General features: G+C 70.0%; 15 protein-coding genes. 12 read left to right on the forward strand and 3 right to left on the reverse strand.

Annotated elements, in window-relative coordinates:
- Positions 1–194: 194 nt before the first annotated feature.
- Positions 195–416: an MbtH family NRPS accessory protein gene (locus tag AB0G63_RS35180; RefSeq protein ID WP_360758818.1), complete on the forward strand. Its 222-nt coding sequence runs from the start codon at positions 195–197 to the stop codon at positions 414–416.
- A 115-nt stretch (positions 417–531) separates the two neighbouring features.
- On the opposite strand, the gene AB0G63_RS35185 is transcribed toward AB0G63_RS35180, so the two are convergent.
- From AB0G63_RS35185 to AB0G63_RS35195, 3 genes are all read right to left on the reverse strand, one after another.
- Positions 532–1,431 carry a 3-hydroxybutyryl-CoA dehydrogenase gene (locus tag AB0G63_RS35185; RefSeq protein ID WP_360758866.1) on the reverse strand — a complete coding sequence of 300 codons (900 nt, stop codon included), beginning with the start codon at positions 1,429–1,431 and terminating at the stop codon, positions 532–534.
- A gap of 65 nt (positions 1,432–1,496) precedes the next feature.
- Positions 1,497–3,005, reverse strand: coding sequence for an aldehyde dehydrogenase family protein (locus AB0G63_RS35190; protein ID WP_360758820.1), 1,509 nt, complete (start codon positions 3,003–3,005; stop codon positions 1,497–1,499).
- 391 nt (positions 3,006–3,396) lie between these two features.
- On the reverse strand, positions 3,397–4,911 hold the full coding sequence (locus AB0G63_RS35195; RefSeq protein ID WP_360758822.1) for an amino acid permease: 1,515 nt from the start codon (positions 4,909–4,911) through the stop codon (positions 3,397–3,399).
- A gap of 151 nt (positions 4,912–5,062) precedes the next feature.
- On the opposite strand from AB0G63_RS35195, the gene AB0G63_RS35200 reads away from it, so the two are divergent.
- The 11 genes from AB0G63_RS35200 (at position 5,063) to gabT (ending at position 16,000) form a co-directional block, all read left to right on the forward strand.
- Positions 5,063–5,803, forward strand: coding sequence for an FCD domain-containing protein (locus AB0G63_RS35200; protein ID WP_360758824.1), 741 nt, complete (start codon positions 5,063–5,065; stop codon positions 5,801–5,803).
- Positions 5,800–6,546, forward strand: coding sequence for a cache domain-containing protein (locus tag AB0G63_RS35205; protein WP_360758826.1), 747 nt, complete (start codon positions 5,800–5,802; stop codon positions 6,544–6,546). The genes AB0G63_RS35200 and AB0G63_RS35205 overlap by 4 nt, the downstream gene beginning before the upstream one ends.
- Before the next feature lie 79 nt (positions 6,547–6,625).
- Positions 6,626–7,828 (forward strand): cytochrome P450, encoded by a 1,203-nt coding sequence (locus AB0G63_RS35210; protein WP_360758828.1) that lies wholly within the window; start codon positions 6,626–6,628, stop codon positions 7,826–7,828.
- 79 nt (positions 7,829–7,907) lie between these two features.
- A complete protein-coding gene (locus AB0G63_RS35215) occupies positions 7,908–8,096 on the forward strand; it encodes a ferredoxin (protein WP_324789316.1) in 189 nt (62 codons plus the stop codon).
- Positions 8,096–9,325, forward strand: coding sequence for an FAD-dependent oxidoreductase (locus tag AB0G63_RS35220; RefSeq protein WP_360758831.1), 1,230 nt, complete (start codon positions 8,096–8,098; stop codon positions 9,323–9,325). The genes AB0G63_RS35215 and AB0G63_RS35220 overlap by 1 nt, the downstream gene beginning before the upstream one ends.
- Before the next feature lie 31 nt (positions 9,326–9,356).
- Positions 9,357–10,742 (forward strand): glutamine synthetase, encoded by a 1,386-nt coding sequence (locus tag AB0G63_RS35225; RefSeq protein ID WP_360758833.1) that lies wholly within the window; start codon positions 9,357–9,359, stop codon positions 10,740–10,742.
- On the forward strand, positions 10,739–11,455 hold the full coding sequence (locus AB0G63_RS35230; protein ID WP_360758835.1) for an ABC transporter substrate-binding protein: 717 nt from the start codon (positions 10,739–10,741) through the stop codon (positions 11,453–11,455). Before AB0G63_RS35225 ends, AB0G63_RS35230 begins: the two co-directional genes overlap by 4 nt.
- Positions 11,456–12,166 carry a gamma-glutamyl-gamma-aminobutyrate hydrolase family protein gene (locus AB0G63_RS35235; RefSeq protein ID WP_360758837.1) on the forward strand — a complete coding sequence of 237 codons (711 nt, stop codon included), beginning with the start codon at positions 11,456–11,458 and terminating at the stop codon, positions 12,164–12,166.
- Positions 12,163–13,659: an aldehyde dehydrogenase gene (locus AB0G63_RS35240; RefSeq protein WP_360758839.1), complete on the forward strand. Its 1,497-nt coding sequence runs from the start codon at positions 12,163–12,165 to the stop codon at positions 13,657–13,659. The genes AB0G63_RS35235 and AB0G63_RS35240 overlap by 4 nt, the downstream gene beginning before the upstream one ends.
- Positions 13,660–13,715: 56 nt before the next feature.
- The gene (locus tag AB0G63_RS35245; protein ID WP_360758841.1) at positions 13,716–14,432 is read left to right on the forward strand and encodes a gamma-glutamyl-gamma-aminobutyrate hydrolase family protein; all 717 of its coding nucleotides are present in this window, start codon (positions 13,716–13,718) and stop codon (positions 14,430–14,432) included.
- Positions 14,433–14,623: 191 nt separating this feature from the next.
- Entirely contained in the window at positions 14,624–16,000 is a 1,377-nt protein-coding gene (gene gabT, locus AB0G63_RS35250) for a 4-aminobutyrate--2-oxoglutarate transaminase (protein WP_360758843.1), read from the forward strand.
- The last annotated feature ends 100 nt before the right edge of the window (positions 16,001–16,100 follow it).

Genomic DNA, 16,100 nt, shown 5'->3' on the forward strand with positions numbered 1-16,100 from the left:
ATCTACAGTTAGAGCTCTACCCTCTTCCCCCCCACGACGCTCTCCCGATCTCGCGCGGCGGCCGACCGACGGCTGGCAGCCTGACGCCCCGCCGGGCGGGGGGCCGCTCGGGCGGCGCCCCGGCCCGGCCGGGAAGAAGAAGCGGCAAACATGCCACAAGGTGTGGTGCGACGACGTGCTGGAGGTAAGTCGAGATGAGCAGCGTGGAGCACGAGGAAGAATTCGCCGTGGTGGTGAACGGCGAACAGCAGTACTCGGTGTGGCCGGCTCACCGTGAGGTCCCCGACGGCTGGGAACGGGAAGGCACCGTCGGTCCGAAGGACACGTGTCTGGCGCATATCAGCCGTGTGTGGACAGACATGCGCCCGCTGAGCCTGCGGCACGCCATGGACGGTCAGCCGCCGAAGAACATGTGACCCCCGAGCGACCGGAGCGACCGCCCCCTCGCTCCGGTCCCGTTCCGGACCGTCGGGGCTCCGGTGCCACCCCGGGGCCGCGCCCGTCGGTGCACGGGGGCGGGCACACGCGGATTCAACGGGTGTAGTCGTGGAATCCGCGGCCGGACTTCTTTCCGAGCAGCCCCGCTTCGACCATGCGGAGCAAAAGGGGCGGCGGGGAGTGCAGAGGCTCCTTGAACTCCGCATACAGGGAGTCGGCGATGGCCTTGAGGGTGTCGAGGCCGATCAGGTCGGCCAGCCGCAGCGGGCCCATCGGATGGGCGCAGCCGAGGACCATGCCGTTGTCGATGTCATCGGCGGAGGTGAAGCCCGACTCGAGCATGCGGATGGCCGAGAGGAGATACGGCACGAGGAGGGCGTTGACGACGAAGCCGGCGCGGTCCTGGGAGCCGATCACCTTCTTCCCGAGCGCACCGGTGACGAAGTGCGCGGCTCTTTCTCGCGTCTGGCTGCTCGTCAGGAGCGAGGGCACCAGTTCCACCAACTCCAGCACCGGTACCGGATTGAAAAAATGGATGCCGATGACCTGGTCGGGACGTTGGGTGGCCCTTCCGAGCTTCATGATCGGAACGGAGGAGGTGTTGGAGGCCAGGATCGCGTCCGGACGTACCACGACCTTGTCCAGGGCGGTGAAGACATCCGTCTTCGTCTGCTCGTTCTCCACGATCGCCTCGATGACCGCGTCGCGGTCCGCCATGTCGGACAGGTCCGTGGTGAACCGGATCCGGTCGAGGGCGGCGTCGCGATCAGCCTCGGCGAGCTTGCCGCGCCGGACAGCCCGGTCGAGCGAGGCGACGACTCGCCGCCGTCCGGCGGCCACACCCTCGGCGTCGACCTCCTGGACGATGACGTCCAACCCGGCTCGGGCGCACACCTCCGCGATCCCGCCGCCCATCAGTCCCGAGCCGACGACTCCGACACGGCCGATGTCGTCGCCTCCCTGGGGACGTACGGCGGAGCCCGGGCCCGCCATTGTCGTGGTGGCCGGATTCTCGACCTTGCCGGCGGTGCCGGACAGCGGCAGCGGCCGGGTGCCGCTCACCGGCCGTCACCCCCGGAAGCACGCAGGTAGACGGTCTTGGTCCGGGTGAAGAACTCGAGGGCCGCGCGGCCCTGTTCCTTCGGCCCGTAGCCGCTGTGCTTCGCCCCTCCGAACGGCACATGGGGCTCGGCGCCGGCGGTCTCGGAGTTGATGTGGAGTATGCCGACGTCGACCTCGTCGACGGCCTGGCTGACAGCCCTGAAGTCGTCGGTGAACACCGCGGCGGACAGCCCGAATTCACTCTCGTTGACGAGATCGAAGGCATGTCGCGCATCACGCGCACGGCGGACCGCCAGCACGGGGCCGAACAACTCCTCGCGCCACAGCTCATCATCGCCGGCCAGTTCGACCACCGTGGGCTGGAGGAACGCGCCAGTCGCCCGGTCGTCGTCGTAGGGGCGTCCTCCGGTGAGGATCTCGACGCCGGGCCGGGCCGCGCCCGCGTCCACCGCTCGCTGGATCTCGTCCCGCGCTTGGAGTGACACGACGGGTCCCATCCCGGTCCTCTCGTCGAGCGGGTCTCCCACCCGCAGATCCGCCACCCGCTTGGTGAGCAGATCGAGGAACTCGTCGGCCACCGAGTCCTCCACGATGAGGCGTGACGTCGCGGTGCACTTCTGGCCCGTGGAACGGAAGGCACCCGCCACCACCTCCGCCGCCGCAAGGTCATGGTCGGCGCTCGCCAGCACGACGGCCGCGTTCTTGCCCCCCATCTCCGTCTGGACCGGTCGCGCCAGTCGGCCGCACGATGCGATCAGGCCCCGGCCGATGGACGTCGACCCGGTGAAGGTGACCGCATCGACTCCAGGGTGCTCCGCCAGGCGGCCGCCCAGCGCGCCACCACAGATGAGCAGAGACAGAACGCCCTCCGGCAACCCGGCTTCGACCAGGGCCTCGGCGAGGCGCAGGGCCAGCAGTGGGACCGCGCTGGCCGGCTTCCACACCACGACGTTGCCGTAACTGAGGGCAGGCGCGATCTTCCAGGCGGGAATGGCGATGGGGAAGTTGAACGGGGTCACCGCGGCCACCACACCGACCGGGCGCCGGATCACCTGGATCTGCTCACCCGCACGGGAGGAAGCGAACACCGCGCCGACCGGGCGGAGTGCTTCACCGGCGTAGTAGCGGAAGATGTCGGCGGCGCGCCGGACCTCCGCGACGCCCTCCGCACGGGTCTTGCCCTCTTCCCACGCCAGTTCCTCCCCCCACTGCTCGGCGCGGGCGTCCAGGACGTCAGCCGTCCGGTGAAGGATCCGGCCGCGTACGGGATGCGGTGTCGCCGCCCACTTCGGGAAGGCTTCGCGAGCGGCGGTGACGGCCCGGTCGAGGTCACGCTCCTGGGCGAGCTGTCCCACGGCCACGGCCTCGCTCGGCCGTGCCGGGTTCGTGTCGACGATCTCAGCGCCGTCGCCCGGCTGCCATGTGCCGGCGATGAGCTGGCGCAGGGTCCGGGGCGCCCGGGCGGTTGCCCCCGCGGGTGAGGCATCGCTCGCACTGTGTGGCATGGCCTTCCTTTCCAAATCGCCGCCGCTCTGCGCGTCGGCACACCTCTGGTGCTCATGGACCTGACGTGGCGGCCATTCTGGGAAACGGCTGGTCGGTCACGCACTCGACGAAATGGCGTGGCCTTCCGGCCTCGGCCACGCCGATCCGTCGATCGCGCGGCCGGACGGTGGTGCTCTGCCCGGGTGGCCGGACGCTGGGCGGGGTGCCGGCCCGCTGCCTGACCGGCAGCGGCGGGACGCAGGTGACGGTCCGTCCGGATGCACCAGGCAGCCGAGGCGCGGTGGCGAGGCTGCCGCATGCGTGCCGTGCATGGCCCTGGGGGCCCGGTGGAGCAGGAAAGGGGCGGGGATCCGAGGATCCCCGCCCCTTTCCGTGTCTCCGGTTCCACGGTCAGCTCTTCACCGGTTCCTTCGGAATCGCGTCGTCATACGGCGCGGTGCTGCGGTCGTGGAGCGGATGCACCGCCATGTACGCCAGGCCGACGCCGATCACGACGACTCCGGACAGCGCCACGATCCAGTTGTCGTACCAGGGGGCGTCCGGTGTACGGGGCCATGCCATGTTGACCATGGCGGCGATGCCGTAGACGAGGGCAGCGACGTTCACCGGCAGGCCCCACCGCCCCAGGGTGTACTTGCCGCTCGGCACCCAGCCCTTGAGCCGGGCGCGGAGCGCGGCCAGCACCACCATCTGGAAGCCGATGTATATGCCCAGTGCGGCGAAGCTGATGATCTTCGTGATCGCGTCGGTGGAGAACTTCGAGCCGAGGACGATCACGGCCGGCACCACGGCGGAGAGGATCAGCGCGTAGGGCGGCACATGCTTGGTCTTGGAGAACTTCTTCAGCAGCGAGCTGCCGATGATCATCCCGTCACGGCCGTAGGAGTAGGCCAGCCGGCTGGCCGCCGCCTGCAGGCTCATGGCGCAGGAGAGGAACGAGAGCAGGACCACGACGAGCACGATCCGGGCGCCGACGGCACCGAACGCCTGGTTGAGCACGGTGCTCACCGGGTCGGCGTCCTTGCCGGAGATGACGGCCGTGAAGTCCGTGACCGACAGGATCAGGGCGAGGCAGACGAAGGTCGCCGCGGCACCGCCGATGTAGATGGTGCGGCGCATCGCCTTCGGGATCAGCCGGCCCGGGTCGGGTACCTCTTCGGCGACGTCTCCACAGGCCTCGAAGCCGTAGTACTGGAAGACGCCGATCAGCGCCGCGGCCGCGAACGCGGGAAGGTAGCTGCCGTCGCCTCCGGCGCCGAAGCTGTCGAACAGGACCCCGAGGTTGTGCTCGCGGTGTGCGATCAGTAGCCACCCGCCGACCGCGAGGGCGCCGAGGATCTCAGCGGCGAATCCGATCAGCGCGGCCATGGCGAGCACCTTGGTGCCCAGGAAGTTGATCACGGTTGCCAGGCCCAGCAGGACGAGCGCGCACACGATGGTGGTGTTCACCGTGGGCTCGAAGCCGAAGGCGACCGCGATGTAGGGTCCGGCTCCGTAGACGACCGAGGCGATCGTGACCAGGAGCGCGACCATGTAGACCCAGCCCGTCATCCATGCGTACCGGCGCCCCCAGAGCCGGCGTGCCCATGGGTAGACTCCGCCTGCGACGGGGAACTGCGCGACCACCTCGCTGAAGACGAGCGCCACCATGAGCTGGCCGACGCCGACGACCAGGAAGCTCCAGATCATCGGCGGGCCGCCCTGGGCGAGGGCGTACGCGAAGAGCGTGTAGACACCGACCACCGGGGACAGGTAGGTGAACCCGAGCGAGAAGTTCGCCCAGGGGCTCATGTCCCGCTTGAACTCGGACTGATAGCCAAGGGCGTGGAGATGAGCGGCGTCGTCGTGGTGGTCGGACTGGGGGGAGCCGTCGGACTCCGCCGATGGTGACGTCGTACTGGTCATCCGGTCTTCCTCTGGTTCTGAGAGGGCCGCAACTCACGCTGCGGGTTTCGCGGAAACCTATAGTTCTAGTTGTTAAGCGTCAAGCGTTGAGTGAGGCCGATCGACTACATTGGGCGCGCCCGGATCGCCGGGGGTGAAAGGAGGCCGGTAGATGTCCGCACTCGCTGCGCTTCTCGGGTCCTCGACGGGGGGCGGCCGGGCCCAGGAGGTCGTCCAGCGGATAACCGAGGCGATCTACCTTGGCCTGCTGAGCGATGGGGAGAAGCTGCCCGTGGAGGTCCAGCTCGCGGCCCAGTTCAACGTCGCGCCGATGACGGTGCGCGAGGCGCTGTCCGAACTGCGTGAGCAGGGCCTGGTCGAGACGAAGCGGGGACGCAGTGGTGGTTCGTTCGTCCGGCATCCCAAGTCGCCGCCGGTCGAGCCGCAGCGCCAGCGCTTGGCCGCGATGACGATCTCGGGGCTGCGCGACATCGTGGACGAACACCTGGCCGTGGCCGGCCGGTCGGCGCAGCTCGCCGCCGAGCGCGCCTCGGCGGTCAATGTCCGTCGGCTGTTCACCCTGACCGAGCAGCTTCGCACGGCGGACAACCTCGGTGACCGCATCCGGGCCGACTGCCGCTTCCACATCGAGCTGGCGGTGGCCGCACAGTCCCCCCGCCTGACCCGGCTCGAAGCGAACCTCCAGGCAGAGGTGTCCGGTCTGCTCTGGCTGCCCATCGGCCCCGAGATCGATCTGGACGCGGTGGTGGAGGAACATCACGCGATCGCGACCGCGGTCGTGTCCGAGAACGGTGACGAGGCCCGACGGCTCACCGAAGAGCACGTGGCGGGCAATCTCCGCAGGCTCACCGCCCTCCACCTCCTGCAGACCGAGGAAGGAGCGCAGCTGTGAACGCGAAGCTGCCCGGCCCCGACGCCGCCACCCTGGCTCGCACGGCCTCCGACGTGCTCGAGCCGGTGTTCGCCAGGCTCTCCCGGATCGCCGAGGCCGTCGTCGAGAGCCGTCCGCCGCGCGGCGGCTGGTCCGAGGCCCACCTCGCCAAGGTGCAGAAGCTGCTGGTCGAGCTGGTCGCGGAGGACCGTCTCGCGGTCGGCTTCGGCTTCGCCGCCGCTCCCGGGCAGATCGACGGCCAGGACCGGTACATCGCCTGGTGGCAGCGGCAGGGGGAGCGGGTGGTCCGGCTGCGGCTCAACTTCGATCCGATGAGCGTCGACGTCTACGACTACCTCCAGATGGAGTGGTTCCAGCTCGCCCAGCAGCCGCGGAGCCGGGTCGCGTACGGTCCGTACGTCGACTACTCCGGCTCCGAGCTGTACGTCGTGACCGCAGCCGTCCCGATCGTCGCGGACGGCGACTTCCTCGGCGTCGCGGGCGTGGATCTGTCGGTCGGCGATCTCGAACGCAGGCTGATCGCCGTGCTGCGCGGCGCGTGCACCGAGGCCGTCCTCGTCAACGCCGAGCGCCGGGTGATCGCAGCGAACACGCCGCGCTGGGTGATCGGCGCGAGGCTACCGCAGATGCCGGCACCTTCGGGGTCCGCGGCCCCGAGTCCCTTCGTCGATGTGGCGGAGCTGCCCCTGGGCACGGGATGGGTGCTCGCCCTCGCCGAGTCGGAGGCGCCGGCGAATCGGTGACGGCGAGGTCTTGACAATTAAAAACTCTAAATCCAGGGTATTGAGCCATGCACCGGCCCAAGCTCCCTGGAGGTTGTCCATGCCGACCCTCGCCCCCGGTTCCCCTCCCGTCCTGGACGTGGCTGACCCGTCCTTCTCGATCACCTCTGACGAAGTCCACGCCGCCCGCGAACGCAGTTGGTACGCCACGACGCCGTACGGGATCGCGGTCCTGCGCTACGACGAGATGAGCAGGCTGCTCAAGCACCCCAAGCTCCGCCAGGGCAGCGTCGCCTGGCCGGCCCACAACGGGGTCACCGAGGGCCCGTTCGCACAGTGGTGGGCGAGCTGGATCCTGAACAAGGAGGGCGCCGAGCACCACCGGCTGCGGCGGCTGATGAACCCCGCGTTCTCGCCGAAGCTGATCGGCGGACTCGTGCCGCGGTTCCAGGCGCTCGCCACCGAACTGGTCGACGGCTTCGCCAAGCCCGACGAATGCGAGTTCGTCACCGAGTTCGCCGAGCCGTACGCGGCCCGGGTCATCGCGATCATGCTCGGCCTGCCCGAGGAGGAGTGGCCGGTCATCGCCCGCGAGTCGGCCACCATCGGACTCGCGATGGGCGTGACGCTCCGCGAGGACCTGCCCAAGATCGAGGCGGCGCTCGCCCGGCTCTACGACTACTGCGACGCACTGATCGCGGATCGCCGGGCCGCCCCGCGCGAGGACTTCGTCACCGCGCTGGTGAAGGCATCCCGCGCCGAGGACGGCCGGCTCAGCGACGCCGAACTGCGCGACAGCATGGTGCTGTTGATATTCGGAGGCTTCGACACCACCCGCAACCAGCTCGGGTTGGCGATGCAGACCTTCAGCCGCCACCTCGACCAGTGGGACCTGCTGGCCGAACGGCCTGAACTCGGCGGCAAGGCCGTCGAGGAGGTCATGCGGGTGAACCCGACCGTCCGCTGGGTCACTCGCGAGGTGCTCGAGGACTTCACCTTCGAAGGCCTCGACCTGACCGCCGGGACCACGGTGCATCTCTACAGCGAGTCGGCCGGGACCGACCCGCGGGTCTTCCCCCGTGGATTCGACATCACCGCCGAGCGCAAGCCTCACTTCGGTTTCGGCGGTGGCGCGCACCACTGCCTGGGGCACTTCGTCGCCCGCTCCGACATGAGCGAGGCGCTGCCGCTGCTGGCCCGCCGGATGCGCGACATCCGGATCCTGCCCGGTGCGACGTGGATGCCCGACTCGGGCAACACCGGTCCGCTGAGTCTGCCCATCGGGTTCACTCGCGCCCTCTGACCACACCTCACACCTCACACCTCACACCCCACACTCCACACCTCACACCCCACCATGCCCGCCGCTCCAAGGAGTTCTTATGAAGGTGAATGTCGACCTTTCCCTGTGCCAGGACCACGGTCAGTGCGCCATCGCCGCTCCCGAGGTCTTCCGGATGAACGACGAGGGCCGGCTCGAGTACGACGGCACGCCCGACGAAGCGATGCGGGAGTACGTCGAGGAAGCCGCCGACGTCTGCCCCGTGCAGGCAATCCTGATCGAGGGCTGATGCCGGCCCGCCAGCACGTCGCCGTCGTCGGTGCCTCGCTCGGCGGCCTCCGAGCCGCTGAGCAACTGCGCGCCGCGGGCCACGACGGACCGATCACCGTGTTCGGTGCCGAGCCGCACCCGCCTTACAACCGGCCGCCGCTGTCCAAGGAGGTACTCGCAGATCCCCGGGCCGCCGAGCCGTCCGCACTCGCCGAACGGCTGTCCTTCCGACGCCGGGCCGGCACCGCGGACGTCGAGTTCCGGCTGGGCGACCCCGTCACCTCGACCGACCTGGCAGCCGGGACGCTCGCCACCCAGTCGGGCCATCATGCCGTTTACGACGGACTGGTCGTGGCAACCGGCCTGCGCCCCCGCCGGCTCGGCACACCCGGCCCGGCAGCAGGCCGCCATGTGCTCCGCACCGTGGAGGACTGCCACGGGCTGCGCGCCGCCCTGCGCCGGCCCGGACCCACCCGGGTCGTCGTGATCGGCGCCGGCTTCATCGGCTGTGAGGTCGCGGCGACGCTGAGCACCCTGGGGCACACCGTCACCGTCGTCGAGCCGGCCGGTCCGCCCATGGCGCGAGTGATCGGCGATCTGCTCGCGACGGCCGTGCAACGCCACCACGAGGCGGCAGGGATCCGGTTCGTCCTCGGTACGGGAGTCACCACCTTCACCGGCGACGACCGCGTCACCGGTGTCGTCCTCGACAGCGGCGACACCCTCCCGGCCGACGTGGTCGTGGAGGCGGTCGGCTCGGTCTGCAACACCGAGTGGCTGGAGGGCAACGGACTCCCCCTGGACAACGGCGTCCTGACGGGCAATCACCTACAGGTCACCGGCGCGCCCCGCGCGGTCGCCGTGGGCGACGTCGCCCGCTTCCCCAACCCGCTCTTCGACGAGGTCCCCAGGCGGGTCGAGCACTGGTCCGTCCCCACCGACACCGCCAGGCGGGCCGCGGCCACCTTGGTCGCGCTGCTGGCGGGCGAGCCCCCGGACGGGGCGCCGTTCGCCCCGGTCCCCTCCTTCTGGAGCGACCAACTCGGCCTGCGGTTCCAGAGCTACGGCTCCCCGGCCCTGGCCGACGAGGTCCGCGTCGAGGAAGGCGACCCGCACCACCTGCCAGGCGGCTTGCTGGCCAGGTATCACCGCGACGGGCGCCTGGTCGGCACCCTCGCCGTCAACATCGCTCCCGCCCGGCAGCGCGAACTCCGCAGCGAGTTCACCGTACTCGTCCCCACCGCCTGACGCGGTCCTACGACCAGACAGGGAAACACCTGTGAGCACAAGCGCTCTCGATCAGCACCGCCAGGAGAACGCGTCCAGCCCGCACCTCGCTGACGCCCTCGCCAAGATCAAGAAGTACGGCGTCAAGTACGTCTACTACCAGTCCGTGTCCATCACCGGCCGTGTCGTCGGCAAGGTGATGCCGGCCCGCCACCTCGAGCGGATCGCGGTCAAGGGTGTGCAACAGCACCGCACCGCGGTCGCGAACCTGCAGACCACGCGTGAGGGACTGCTGCTCGGCGGCGGCGTGCACGCCGCCGAGTACACCGTGATCCCCGACCTTGACACGTTCGCGGTACTGCCGTGGGACACCTCCTTCGCCCGGGTGTTCTGCCGGCTCTACGAGCCCGACCACCTCGGCGACGGTGCCGGTGCGCCGTACGCCTGTGATGCCCGTGGCGTTCTCAAGCGCGTCCACGCGGAGTTCACCCAGCGCACCGGTCTGGAGATGCGCACCGGCTGCGAGCCGGAGATGACCTGGAAGGGGGAGGGGCTCCAGGCCCGGTTCCGGCCGGGATCGAGCCCGGCCTACCACATCGAGCACCTCGAGCGGAACCGGCAGATCGTGAAGAAGGTGATCGACTACGCCGAGGCACTCGGCCTCGACATGATCGAGGGCGACTACGAGGACGAGTTCCAGATCGAGCTCAACTTCATGTACGACCACGCCGACCTGACCGCGGACCGGCTCATCACCTACCGCCAGGTCTGCAAGCAGGTCGCCCGTGAGCTCGACATCGAGGCGAGTTTCATGCCCAAGCCGGCCACCGGCATGATGGGCAACGGCTGCCACCACAACTTCAGTCTCTGGCGCGACGGCGTCAACGTGCTGGAGGACCCCGGAGTCACCGAGCTGAACCTCTCCCAGGAAGGACGGCACGCCCTCGGCGGCCTTCTCCTCCACTCAGCCGGCGCGATGCTGATCAACGGCTCGACGGTCAACTCCTACAAGCGTTACTGGGACGCAGGCCAGTTCGCGCCCTCGAAGATCAACTGGGGCATGGACAACAAGACCTGCACCGTCCGGCTCTCCGCGAACGGACGCCTGGAGTACAAGCTGCCCGACGCCGCGGTGAACCCCTACCTCTCCCACGCCGTCATGATCGCAGCCTGCGAGGACGGCCTGAAGAACGCCACCGACCCGGGGGAACCCGACCAGGGCTCCTCGTACGAGGGCACGCAGGACGCCCGCTTCCCCGAACTGCCGATGACCCTGGGCGACGCCATCACCGCCTTCCGCCGGGACACGGTGATCACCTCCGCGCTCGGCGAGGAACTGTCCACGCTCCTGGTCGACTACCACACCGACGAGTGGGCCCGGTTCTGCGGCCATGTCACCGACTGGGAGCGCTCGACCTACTGGGACGACGCCCCGTGAGCGCCGCGACACCGTTGCGGCTGGCCTGCCTGGATGCCGAGGCGCCCCCGCTGTTCACGTTGTGGTCGGCCGAACACGGCCGCCTGGGCTTCGAGCCCGCCGTGGCCGAGATCCTGGCCGCCGAACTCGGCCGACCGGTCGAGTGGGTCCGCGTGCCGTGGGACCGGATGATCCCGGCCGTGCAGGCGCACGCCGCGGACGCGGTGCTGTGCGGGCAGGGCATCACCCCGGCGCGTCAGGCTCAGGTCGACTTCACCCGGCCGTACGCCGTCTTCCACGAGAGCGTGCTGGTCCGCCGCGGCTCGGGCATCACCTCGGCCCAGGACCTCGCCGGACGGCGAGTGGCCGCCATCGACGGCAGTACGAACATGGCGCTGGCCGAGACGTTCGACGGCGCCGTCCTGGTCGGGTTCGGGTCCGACGGCTCCGACGACGTGTACGGCGACATGCTCGCCGCGCTCGAGACCGGGGACGTGGACGCCGTCGTCGACGACGACGTCGTGTTCGTTCCCCTGGGGGAGAACGACCCGCGGTTCCAGCTCGCCTTCACCGTGCGCACCGGCAACCGCTGGGGCATCGGGGTGGCCAAGGACCGTCCCGAGGTGCACGCGGAGCTGGACGCCGCCCTCGCCCGAGTGATCGAGGACGGGCGCCATCGAGCGGCATGGGACGAGTGGCTGCCCAGCCTCGACTATCCCTTCAAGGAGGCCTGAGTGCGCCCCCTGGTGGCGGTCATCGGCCGCCGCGCCGACTCCGTGCCCATCCTGCGCTTCAGCGCGACGCTCGCCGCCGAGGCGATCTGCGAAGCGGTGTACGCCGCGGGTGGTGAACCGGTGGTGCTGCACGGACCGGCGGCCGATCCGGCGTACGGGCTCGTGCAGCGACTCGAAAGGTTCGGCGGCGTCCTGATGCCGGGCGGCGCCGACCTGGGACCGGAGCGCTACGGCCGGCGCCCACTGCCGGAGACGGTCGACGTGGTCGGCTTCCAGGACGACCTCGACCTGGCGACGGCCCGCGCCGTGACAGCCGCGCGACTGCCGACGCTGGCGATCTGCCGGGGGATGCAGGCGCTGAACGTCGCCCTCGGCGGCACCCTGCACCAGCACCTGCCGGAGACCACCGTCGGTCACCGCGACGGCGTGCACGAGGTGCACGTGGTGCACGGCTCCCGCCTGCACGGCGTGGTCGGCCGCGAGCGGGTGCCGGTGTCGTCGTACCACCACCAGGCGATCGACGTGCTCGCCGCCGGCCTCGTGGTGACCGCGACGGCGGCGGACGGCGTCATCGAGGCCGTCGAGCACCGCGACGCCGACATCCTCGCCGTCCAGTGGCATCCCGAAGACCTGCACACGAGTTCCGCCTCGGACGCGGCCATCTTCACCGACCTGGTCGAGCGTGCTCACAAGAGAAGGGACAACCGATGACCGTGACGCCCGACCGAGGCGCACTCGAGAAACGCGCCGCCGAACTGACCCTGCCGACCCGGCTGTTCATCGACGGCGAGTTCGTCGACGCCGCGAGCGGGGCGACCTTCGACTGCGTCTCACCGCGCAACGGCACGGTGATCGCCGAAGTGGCCGAAGGGGACGAGACCGACGTCGAACGTGCGGTGGCCGCCGCCCGAGCCGCCTTCGAGGACGGCCGCTGGGCACGCCGGTCACCGCGCGAACGCCGCATCGTCCTGCAGCGCCTGGCCCGGCTCGTCGAGGAACACGCCGAGGAGCTGGCGCTCATCGAGGCGATCGACATGGGCAAACCGTTCACCGACGCGCTCGCCGTCGACCTCCGGGTCACCGTCCAGACCCTCGACTTCTACGCGGAGGCGATCGACAAGACCTACGACGAGGTCGCACCGACCGCCGAGGACGTGCTGGCCACCATCACCCGCGAGCCCCTGGGCGTCGTCGCCGCGGTGGTGCCCTGGAACTTCCCCCTCATGATGGCGATCTGGAAGGTCGCCCCGGCCCTCGCCGTCGGCAACTCGGTGGTCGTGAAACCGGCCGAGCAGTCCCCGCTGACCGCACTGCGACTGGCCGAACTGGCGGCCGAGGCCGGACTCCCCGCCGGCGTCCTCAACGTCGTCCCCGGCTTCGGGCCGACCGCCGGCCGCGCCATCGGCGTGCACATGGACATCGACGCCGTCGCCTTCACCGGCTCCGGGCCCGTCGGCCGCCGCTTCCTGCAGTACGCCGCCGAGTCGAACATCAAGCAGGTCTCCCTGGAACTCGGCGGCAAGTCACCACAGATCGTGCTGCCCGACGCCCCCGACCTCGACCGGGTCGCCGAAGCGATCGCCACCGGAATCTTCTTCAACCAGGGCGAGGTCTGCACCGGCGGCTCCCGGATGCTCGTACACCGGTCGGTCAAGGACGAACTGCTCGAGAAGGTGCTGGAGGCCTCCCGCCGCAAGCGGGTCGGCGACCCGCTCGATCCTGGTGTCGACATCGGCGCGCTCGTGGAGTCCGAGCACATGAACCGGGTCCTCGGCTACATCGACATCGGCCGCGAAGAAGGCGCCCGCACCGTCCTCGGCGGCGGAAGGGTCCTCACCGAGAGCGGCGGCTACTTCGTCGAACCCACCGTCTTCGACCAGGTCGACCCGCACATGCGGATCGCGCAGGAGGAGATCTTCGGCCCGGTGCTGTCGGTCATCGAGTTCGACTCGGTGGACGAGGCGGTCCGGATCGCCAACGGCACGCCCTACGGGCTCGCCGCCGCGCTGTGGACCACCGACCTCTCCACCGCCCACCGCGTCTCCCGGCGCCTGCGCGCCGGCACCGTGTGGGTCAACTGCTACGACGACAGCGACATCACGGTCCCCTTCGGCGGCTACGGCCAATCCGGCTTCGGACGCGACAAGTCCCTCCACGCACTCGACAAGTACGCACACCTCAAGAGCACCTGGATCAAACTATGACGCCGGTCGTCCGCATAGAGGAGGTGACGCCGGCCCGGCCTCTGCCGGAGCATCCCGTGGCGCATGTCGCGGTACTGGTGTCCCTCAATTTCCCCGGCCTCGACGAACAGGTCGCGGGACTGGTCCGCCGCTTCACCCGGGTCGCGCTGGAGACACTGGTGCGGCTCGGCGCCTCGTACACGTTGCTGGACACCTCGGCGCCGTTGCCGGACCCCGAAGCGGCGGCCCGGTTCGACGGGCTGCTCCTGCTCGGGGGCGGTGACATCGACGGCGGATGCTACGGCTCGTCCCTGGTCGACGTCCCGCACTCCTATGGTGTGGACGCCCGCGCCGATCGCGACGCCCTCAGCGCGATCGCGGCGGCCGAGAAGGCCGGCCGGCCGATACTCGGCATCTGCCGTGGCTCCCAGCTGCTCAATGTCCACCGCGGCGGAACGATCATCCCCGACATCGAGGAGTTCACCCTGCACCGCGGCGGCGAGGGGCGACCGGTGTTCCTCGACGAGAAGATCCGGCTCGTGCCCAGCACCCGCCTGCACGGCATCATGGGCGTCGACAGCCTCGTCGGCCGCTCCGGCCACCACCAGGCCGTGGACAGGCTCGGCTCCGGGCTGGTCCTCGCCGCAGTCGCTCAGGACGGCATCGTCGAGGGCATCGAGGACCCCGAGCGCTGGCTGATCGGCGTGCAGTGGCATCCGGAGGACGACGACGGTCCGGAAGCGGACCGCCTGCGTCTCTTCGCCGGCTTCGTCGAGGCCTGCGCCACCGGTTGAGGCCGGCGAGGGCGAGCGGATCGTGATGCGGGCACGGGAGCGTGGCCGGGGCGGGGTCCGTCCCGGCGTCGAAACACTCGACGAGTTGTCCCGGGCTCGCCGTCCCGGCACTCCGATCGGTCCATCGCTGCGGCCGTGGGCCGGTGTTTGGCTGAGACGCCCAACCCCTCTACAAACCCGGAGGACGAACCATGCCCGAAGCCACCCGGCCGGCCGGCGGTCCACAACTCGCCCAGATCCGGCGGGTCGTGAGCGAGATCCCCGGCCCGCGGTCACGTGAACTGCTGGCCCGTCAACGCACGCTGGTACCGGCCGGCGTCGGTGCGACGCTGCCGGTGTTCGTCGAGGCGGCCGGAGGCGGAGTGATCGTCGACGCGGACGGAAACTCCTTCATCGACTTCGGCAGCGGGATCGCCGTGACCACGGTCGGCAACTCGGCGCCGGCCGTGGCCGGGCGGGCTGCGGCGCAGTTGAGCCGGTTCACCCACACCTGCTTCTTGGTGAACCCCTACGAGTCGTACCTCGACGTGTGCGAAAAGCTGAACACACTCGCTCCCATCCGTGGTGACAAGCGCACCATTCTGGTGAACTCGGGCGCCGAAGCGGTGGAGAACGCCGTCAAGATCGCGCGTGCCGCCACCGGTCGCCCGGGCATCGTCGTCTTCGACCATGCCTTCCACGGCCGCACGCTGCTCACCATGACCCTCACCGCGAAGAACAAGCCCTACAAGCAGGGCTTCGGCCCGTTCGTTCCGGAGGTCCACCGGGCGCCGATGGCTTATCCGTACCGCTGGCCCACCGGCCCCGAGAACTGCGCCGAGGAGGCCGCGCAGGCTCTTGCGGACCTGCTGGACAGGCAGGTGGGTGCGGACAACGTCGCCGCCGTCCTGGTGGAGCCGATCCAGGGCGAGGGCGGCTTCGTGGTTCCGGCGCCCGGCTTCCTGACGCAGGTCGCGGCGATCTGCCGCGACCGCGGAATCCTGCTGATCATCGACGAGGTCCAGGCCGGTATGGCCCGCACCGGACGCATGTTCGCCTGTGAGTACGAAGATGTCCAGCCCGATCTGATCACCACGGCGAAGGGGCTCGCGGGCGGGCTTCCGCTGGGAGCGGTGACCGGCCGCGCCGAGTTGATGGACGCCGTTCCGGCCGGCGGACTGGGCGGCACCTACAGCGGCAACCCGGTGGCCTGCGAAGCCGCTCTGGGCGTCTTCGAGGAGATCGAGAAGCACGATCTGCTGGAGCGCGCCCTGGAGATCGGGGACACCATGCTGGAGCACCTGAGCGCACTCGCCGACACCCACAAGGTGATCGGCGACGTGCGGGGCCGGGGCGCGATGGTGGCCATCGAACTGGTCGAGCAGCACGGCGACCGGGTCCCCGCGCCCGACCTCACCGCCCGCATCGCCCGGCGCTGCCATGAGAACGGGCTGCTGGTCCTGACCGCCGGGAGCTACGGCAACGTCCTGCGCTTCCTGCCGCCGCTGTCCATACCCGACGCCCTGCTGGAGGAAGGCCTGACCATCCTGAGCGAGGCCGTCGCGCAGGAAGCGGCGGCCGCCGCATGACCGATCCGGCCGCCGGTGAGCCGGGGGGGGACCCGCCGCCCCCGCCCGCCCCCACCCACAACCGCCCCCCAAACACACCCCCGCCAAGGGCGGCGGAGAG

Origin of the sequence: Streptomyces sp. NPDC020996 (assembly GCF_040641355.1) — a bacterium.
Lineage (GTDB): Bacteria > Actinomycetota > Actinomycetes > Streptomycetales > Streptomycetaceae > Streptomyces.

Coding starts and splice junctions, on each gene's coding strand:
- AB0G63_RS35185 (WP_360758866.1), bottom strand. CDS start 1,431: ATGGCGGGCCCGGGCTCCGCCGTACGTCCCCAGGGAGGCGACGACATC.
- AB0G63_RS35220 (WP_360758831.1), top strand. CDS start 8,096: ATGCCGGCCCGCCAGCACGTCGCCGTCGTCGGTGCCTCGCTCGGCGGC.
- AB0G63_RS35190 (WP_360758820.1), bottom strand. CDS start 3,005: ATGCCACACAGTGCGAGCGATGCCTCACCCGCGGGGGCAACCGCCCGG.
- gabT (WP_360758843.1), top strand. CDS start 14,624: ATGCCCGAAGCCACCCGGCCGGCCGGCGGTCCACAACTCGCCCAGATC.
- AB0G63_RS35200 (WP_360758824.1), top strand. CDS start 5,063: ATGTCCGCACTCGCTGCGCTTCTCGGGTCCTCGACGGGGGGCGGCCGG.
- AB0G63_RS35215 (WP_324789316.1), top strand. CDS start 7,908: ATGAAGGTGAATGTCGACCTTTCCCTGTGCCAGGACCACGGTCAGTGC.
- AB0G63_RS35180 (WP_360758818.1), top strand. CDS start 195: ATGAGCAGCGTGGAGCACGAGGAAGAATTCGCCGTGGTGGTGAACGGC.
- AB0G63_RS35210 (WP_360758828.1), top strand. CDS start 6,626: ATGCCGACCCTCGCCCCCGGTTCCCCTCCCGTCCTGGACGTGGCTGAC.
- AB0G63_RS35195 (WP_360758822.1), bottom strand. CDS start 4,911: ATGACCAGTACGACGTCACCATCGGCGGAGTCCGACGGCTCCCCCCAG.
- AB0G63_RS35240 (WP_360758839.1), top strand. CDS start 12,163: ATGACCGTGACGCCCGACCGAGGCGCACTCGAGAAACGCGCCGCCGAA.